Raw genomic sequence first — 6,454 nt, 5'->3', positions numbered from 1 at the left:
GGTTGTTTGGTTGTTAAAGAACTTCGCCGCCGGCTTTGCCGTCCAGCGCCGCTGCGTTGTCTGCAGCAGAGAAACGAAATTATGCAGAGCTTTCTTCGTTTCGTCAACCGTTTCAGCATCTTTTTTTGCTGCGGCCAGCGCTGCAAACTTCGCTGCGCCAACCATCCCGGTCGACCCCGCAACCCTTGCTGCGTCTGCTTTGCAGCGCTGCATTGTGTTGCGAGGGGGCGAATATTAAGGGACGCAGGACCGACTGGCAAGCGATTTCGCGAAATAATTCGAACCCCCCGTAAAAGCGGCGCACGAGGCTCAAATGTCGCGGTGGTGACAGCATCCAGCGGCGCCTCGGCTTAAGCTCAGACCGTGGGCGTCGGCTCAGACCGTGGGCGTCGGCCCAACCCGAGACGTCCTCTTTATATATAGACGTCGAATGCCAAGCAGAGCAGTTGAAGGAGACAAGATGACCCGACCCGTGACGCCCGGCCTCTCCGTGGTCGCCGGCAGCACCGACATCCCCCTGTCTGATGAGACGATTCCGGCATTGCTGGCGCGCACGGTCGCCGCAAACCCGGGCGCCCCGGCCGTGGTGTTCCGCGAGCATGGTGTGCGCTGGAGCTGGGCGGAGTTCAGCGACCAGGTCGATCGCCTGGCCAGCGGCCTGCTCCGGCGCGGGATCCAGCCGGGCGACCGGGTCGGCATCTGGGCGCCGAACCGGCCCGAGTGGCTGGTGACCCAGTTCGCCACCGCTCGTATCGGCGCCATCCTGGTCAATATCAATCCGGCCTACCGCCGGGCGGAGCTGGAATATGCGCTGAACAAGGCCGGCGTGCGCATGCTGATCACGGCCGCGCGTTTCAAGGCCAGCGACTACCTGGCCACCCTCCAGGCGCTGGCGCCGGAACTGGCCGAGGCCGAGCCGGGGGCGCTGCGCTCCGCCCGGCTGCCCCGGCTGCAGTGGGTGATCCGCATGGGAGGCGAGGCGACGCCCGGCATGCTCAATTACGATGCACTGCTGGCCGAACCCGATACTGTGCGCCTGGACGCGGTGACCGCGACGCTCTCCGCGCTCGACGCCATCAATATCCAGTTCACCAGCGGCACCACCGGCAACCCCAAGGGCGCCACCCTGACGCATCACAACGTGGTCAATAACGGCCGCTTTGTCGCCATAGCGATGCGACTTGGCGACAGTGACGTACTGTGCATCCCGGTGCCGCTCTATCACTGCTTCGGCATGGTGCTGTCGGTGCTGGCCTGCGTCTCGGTCGGCGCCTGCATGGTGTTCCCGGGCGAGGCCTTCGATCCGCTCGCGACCATGCAGGCGGCCAGCGAGGAACGCTGCACCGCCCTGCATGGCGTGCCGACCATGTTTATCGCCCATCTGGACCATCCGGAGTTCAGCCGCTTCGACTTCTCGGCCCTGCGCACCGGCATCATGGCCGGCGCCCCCTGCCCGATCGAGGTCATGAAACGCGTGGTGGCGGACATGCATATGTCGGAGGTCACCATTGCCTATGGCATGACCGAGACCAGCCCGGTCTCGTTCCAGAGCGCCACCGACGATCCGCTGGACAAGCGCGTCGCCACTGTCGGCCGGGTGCAGCCGCACCTGGAATGCAAGGTGGTCGACGCCCTCGGCGAGGTCGTGCCGACCGGCGCCACCGGCGAGCTTTGCACCCGCGGCTATTCCGTGATGCAAGGCTACTGGGAAGACGACGAGCGCACCCGCGAGGCCATCCGCGACGGCTGGATGCACACCGGCGACCTCGCCACCATTGACGACGAGGGCTACTGCAACATCGTCGGCCGGGTCAAGGACATGCTGATCCGCGGCGGCGAGAACATCTACCCGCGCGAGATCGAGGAATTCCTGTTCCGCCATCCCAAGGTGCAGGCGGTGCAGGTCTTTGGCGTGCCTGACCAGAAGTACGGCGAGGAGGTCTGCGCCTGGATCGTGCTCAAACCCGGCCAGAGCGCCACCGAGGAAGAGATCCGGAAGTTCTGCCGCGATCAGATCGCCCACTACAAGATTCCGCGCTATATCCGCTTTGTCTCGGAAATGCCGATGACTGTGACGGGCAAGGTGCAGAAGTTTGTCATGCGCGACACCATGATTCATGATCTGGGACTTTAGCCGGACGCACATGCGTCGGCAGACATGAGCGGGATCCCCCATGACCATCCGAATCGTAAGACTGGGCACGCCGCGCGCGGACGATGAAGGCCTGCGCATCGGCACTGTGCGCCGGCCGCCGCGGGGCGTGCCCAAATCCGAGTTTGCCAGCCGCGATTTCTACGATGTCTGGTATCCCGTGCTGTCGCCATCGCCCGAGCTGGTGGCCCAGGCGCTGCAGGCCACCGATGACAAGCAATGGCGGGCGTTCGTGCGGCACTTCCGCAAGGAAATGGCCGAGCCGGACGCCAGCCGCACGCTCGACCTGCTGGCGGCGCTGTCGCACCAGACCAATTTCTCGGTAGGCTGCTACTGCGAGAACGAAGCGCACTGCCACCGCTCGATCCTGCGCGAGCTGCTGGCCGAACGCGGGGCCGTGATCGGCTGAGCTGCACGCCGTGCCGGGAATCTCCCCGGCTTTGATTTCCCCGCTTCCCGCATTCCGATGGCCCTGAACGTTGTCTGGCTCGGTTTCTTCCTGATTTCCTTTGTCGCCGCCTGCGTCCGCCTGGCCAGCGGCGATCTCACCGTGTTCCCGGCGATGCTGGCGAGCCTGTTCGACAGCGCGCGCACGGCCTTCGAGATCGCGCTCGGCCTGGCCGGGGTGATGAGCCTGTGGCTCGGCATCATGCGCATCGGCGAGCGCGCCGGCGTGGTCGATGCCTTTGCCCGGCTGGTGAACCCGCTGCTGCGCCATTTCTTCCCCGGCGTGCCGCAGGGGCATCCGGCACAGGGGGCGATGATGATGAACGTGTCGGCCAACCTGCTCGGGCTGGACAATGCCGCCACGCCGCTCGGCCTGAATGCCATGCGCGAGCTGCAGACACTGAACCGGCGCCCAGACGTGGCCACCGATGCGCAGATCATGTTCATCGTGCTGAATACGGCCGGGCTGACGCTGATCCCGACCTCGGTGATCGCGATCCGGCAGGCCATTGCGGTCAAGCAAGGGCTGGCGGGTTTCAATGCGGCCGATATCTTCCTGCCGACGCTGCTGGCCACCGGCGGCTCATGCCTGGCCGGCCTGCTGGCGGTGGCGTGGGTGCAGCGGCTGAACCTGCTGCGCCCGGCCGTGCTGGTGGCATTCGGGCTGGTCGCTGCGCTGCTGGGCGGGATGTTCGCCTGGCTGCGGCACGCGCCGCCGGAGCAGGTCGGCAGCGTGACGGCACTGGCCGGCGCCGGCTTCATCCTGTCGCTGATCACGCTGTTCCTGCTCTGCGGCGCGCTGCGGCGGGTCAATGTCTATGAAGCCTTTATCGATGGTGCCAAGGAAGGCTTTGGCGTCGCCGTGCAGATTATTCCCTACCTGGTGGCAATCCTCGTAGCCATCGGCCTGTTCCGGGCCACCGGCTGCATGGACGTGCTGATGGGCTGGCTGACGCTGGGCTTTGCCCAGCTGGGCATGAATACGGACTTCGTGCCGGCGCTGCCGGTCGGGCTGATGAAGATCCTGTCCGGCGCCGGCGCGCGCGGGCTGATGGTGGATGTGATGACGACCTATGGCGTGGACTCGTTCCAGGGACGGCTGGCGGCGATCATCCAGGGCTCGACCGAGACCACTTTCTATGTACTGGCGGTCTACTTCGGCAGCATCAATGTGCGCAATACGCGCCACGCACTGGGTTGTGCACTGGTGGCCGATGCTGCCGGGATCATGTGTGCCGTAGGTGCCGCATATCTGTTCCGCTAGGACATGGATGCTGGAAACCGGATTTTGTCGCATCGATACAACGCCATTGTGCGCAATGTCGGACATTGACACATGACCACTTGGTGCGTCGCAACAAATCATGTATATTGGAGTCTGTCTCCTCCACCACCTCGGTGGATTCCAACCCACGCACAACCTGCGTGGGTTTTTTTTCGCCTTCGCGCCGAAGCGGTCACAACCCCTGTGCACGTTTGCGCCTGCTGGCGCAGCAATCGTGCTTGGATCCTCGCCACGGGGCTTGCTCGCGCCACCTTGGTGCGGCGACCTGATGCCGTGGCCGACAGGCCAGTTTTGTTGCAACGCAGCAAACGGTATCGTAGAGTGGTCTCACGACGGGCGCCCGACCGGGCAGGCCCGCGTGGATCCCGGCCCGCATGTTCGCCTCCGCCCTCCTTGCCCGCTACTGGCCTGACCCCGTCCTGCTCCGGCGCGGGATCATCTATGCACTGTCGTTCCTGGCCCTTGCCGGTATTGGCTGGCTGACCGGGGATGCAGGCTACCTGTGGTCGGCAACGGCCTCGATCTGGACCTTCCTGGCGGACCGGCAAGGCACGGCGTCGGCACGGCTATCCAGCCTGGGAGCGGTCGGCATTGGCGGGGCGGTAGCCAGCGCGCTGGGCGCGGCCGTCGCGCCTTCGCCCTGGCTGGCCGTACTGGTCGTGATGGCAGGAGGGCTTGCCGCAGGCCTGGCAGAGACGCGCGGCCCGGCCAGTGCGCTGGCGGCCAAGCTGCTCTATGTCGTGCTGGTGGCCGCGTGCCTGCAGCCTGCGGCCGGGCCTGAGCTCGCCGTGCAGGCCCTGCAAAGCGGGCTCGACTTCCTGCGCGGCGGCGTGTTCGCGTGCCTGGCTTGCCTGGCATTGATCCCGTCGACCCGCGACGACCGGCCACGCACCGAGATCGTGGCCGCATACGACGCGCTGGTCCGGCTCGCCACGGCACTCGCCGACACCCGCCACGGCAATGACCTCGCCACCTGCAAGCAGGACATCCGCAACCGCATCGAGGCTGCGCGCGGGGCCATCGAGGCCCGACGCAGCCTGCGCGACCCCAGCACGCTCCTGCACTATGGCTATGCCGTGGGTGTCGCCGACGCCCTGTTTGCGCTGCTGATCGTCGCGGGCGAGCTGCGCGAGCGCGCCGGCACCGCCCATGGCTTGCCGATGCAGCCGCCGTTGCGTCATATCGCACGCTGCATCGCCGACGCCCGCGAGCAAGTTGGCCAGGCCCTGGCGCGGCACGCCCCCGACCTGCCGGCATTGAGCGCGGCGCTGCGCCACGAACTGCGGCGCCTGACCGCGCCCGTGGCCAATGCCAGCGCCCCGCCCCCCTACCAGTCGGCACTATCCGCCCTGGCGCGCCATCCGGATTTCGACCGATGGCGCGCAAGCTTCCGCTGGCCGCGGCGCGGCATCGGGCACGGGCTGGCCCAGATGCTGCGCGGGCTGGCCGACCACGCCGCAGGCGATGCGCTGGCCACGCGCCACGCCCTGCGCCTGGCGCTGGCCGGCAGCCTCAGCCTGCTGCCGGCGCAGTGGTGGCGGCTGGACCATGGCTATTGGGTGGCGGTGACCGTGATCATGGTGCTCAGCCCCCAGTTGCAGACTACCCGGCAGGTTTCCGTGAAACGCTTTGCGGGCTCGCTGGCTGGCGCATTGTGCGCCTGTGTGATCGGCCTGCTCCATCCGGCGCCGGTGGTGGCGCTGGGCATCAGCGCGGCCTTCCTGGCCGGGGCCTATGCCAGCCGCCTTGCCGGGCAGCCCGGGGCGTTCGCGTTCTGCCTGACGCCGGCCGTGATCCTGTTCTCATGGGTGGGCGCGCCGGCCCTCGACAGCAGCCACTTTGCCGCGCTGCGCGGCATCGATACCGCGCTGGGCTGCCTGATCGCGCTGGCCACGTACTATGTGCTGGCACCGCGCGTGGAGATGTCGCGCGTGTTCCGCCATGCCGTCGACGCGGTGGCGGTCAACGCGGTCTACCTGCGAGCCGCCTTCGCGGCCAGCCGCGTGGCTGAGGCCGCGACGCCGCCTGCCGTGCCGCGGCTGGAAGCCTTGCGCATTGCCGCCGGACGGGCTTCCACCCGCGCCGAACTCACGCTGGCACAGACCGCCGGCGCGCTGGCGCCGGACTATACCGGGGCCTACCAGCGCGTGCATGCGAGCGCACGCCGCATGGCCGCGCTGGCCGGCGTGGTGCGAGCCGGGGTGGAGTCGGGCGTTTTCACGCTTCCCGCCGGGGCTGAAGCGCGCGCACTCCTGACGCAGCTGGAAGCCCAACTGGCCGAGCTGGCGATGCGGCCGGGCCTGGCAGACGCTGCCGGCGACACCGAGCGGCCCGCCCTGCCACCCGCTGGCGCGCTCGACGCCTTCCTGGCGGAACAGGCCGACTACGCCGCCGCGCATATCGCCGCCGCCCATGCCGCGGTGGCGGACCTGCGCACGCTGGGCGCGGCCGCGCGCAAGCCGCCGGTGCGCCGGCGGGCGCACAGCAGCTGAGAGGCATCAAGAAAGAAGCTTGCCGGCCCGGCCAGCGTACCGGCCGGGCTTTACGGAACGCGGCAATGGCCTATATTG

Annotated in this window: 5 protein-coding genes; 4 read left to right on the top strand and 1 reads right to left on the bottom strand. The window is 67.6% G+C overall.

The window, feature by feature from the left end; all coding sequences use genetic code 11:
• The coding region (locus AC1Q6V_RS26165; protein WP_492344501.1) for a hypothetical protein at positions 1 to 213 on the bottom strand (213 nt) is incomplete at its 3' end.
• A 247-nt stretch (positions 214 to 460) separates the two neighbouring features.
• Here AC1Q6V_RS26165 and AC1Q6V_RS26160 point away from each other — a divergent pair.
• The 4 genes from AC1Q6V_RS26160 (at position 461) to AC1Q6V_RS26145 (ending at position 6,376) form a co-directional block, all read left to right on the top strand.
• Complete coding sequence (locus AC1Q6V_RS26160; protein WP_454749974.1) at positions 461 to 2,134, top strand: AMP-binding protein; 1,674 nt, start codon at positions 461 to 463, stop codon at positions 2,132 to 2,134.
• A gap of 40 nt (positions 2,135 to 2,174) precedes the next feature.
• On the top strand, positions 2,175 to 2,561 hold the full coding sequence (locus AC1Q6V_RS26155) for a DUF488 domain-containing protein (protein ID WP_010813475.1): 387 nt from the start codon (positions 2,175 to 2,177) through the stop codon (positions 2,559 to 2,561).
• Between the two features lie 57 nt (positions 2,562 to 2,618).
• The gene (locus AC1Q6V_RS26150) at positions 2,619 to 3,863 is read left to right on the top strand and encodes a nucleoside recognition domain-containing protein (RefSeq protein ID WP_011616166.1); all 1,245 of its coding nucleotides are present in this window, start codon (positions 2,619 to 2,621) and stop codon (positions 3,861 to 3,863) included.
• Positions 3,864 to 4,258: 395 nt separating this feature from the next.
• Positions 4,259 to 6,376 (top strand): FUSC family protein, encoded by a 2,118-nt coding sequence (locus AC1Q6V_RS26145; RefSeq protein ID WP_454749975.1) that lies wholly within the window; start codon positions 4,259 to 4,261, stop codon positions 6,374 to 6,376.
• The last annotated feature ends 78 nt before the right edge of the window (positions 6,377 to 6,454 follow it).

It is taken from the genome of Cupriavidus sp. GW823-FHT07B10 (assembly GCF_058794355.1).
This window is presented reverse-complemented; position numbering and strand designations above follow the sequence as displayed.

Bases quoted from the DNA above. Each gene is read 5' to 3' on its own strand.
- AC1Q6V_RS26160 (WP_454749974.1), top strand. From the start codon at position 461: ATGACCCGACCCGTGACGCCCGGCCTCTCCGTGGTCGCCGGCAGCACC.
- AC1Q6V_RS26155 (WP_010813475.1), top strand. From the start codon at position 2,175: ATGACCATCCGAATCGTAAGACTGGGCACGCCGCGCGCGGACGATGAA.
- AC1Q6V_RS26150 (WP_011616166.1), top strand. From the start codon at position 2,619: ATGGCCCTGAACGTTGTCTGGCTCGGTTTCTTCCTGATTTCCTTTGTC.
- AC1Q6V_RS26145 (WP_454749975.1), top strand. From the start codon at position 4,259: ATGTTCGCCTCCGCCCTCCTTGCCCGCTACTGGCCTGACCCCGTCCTG.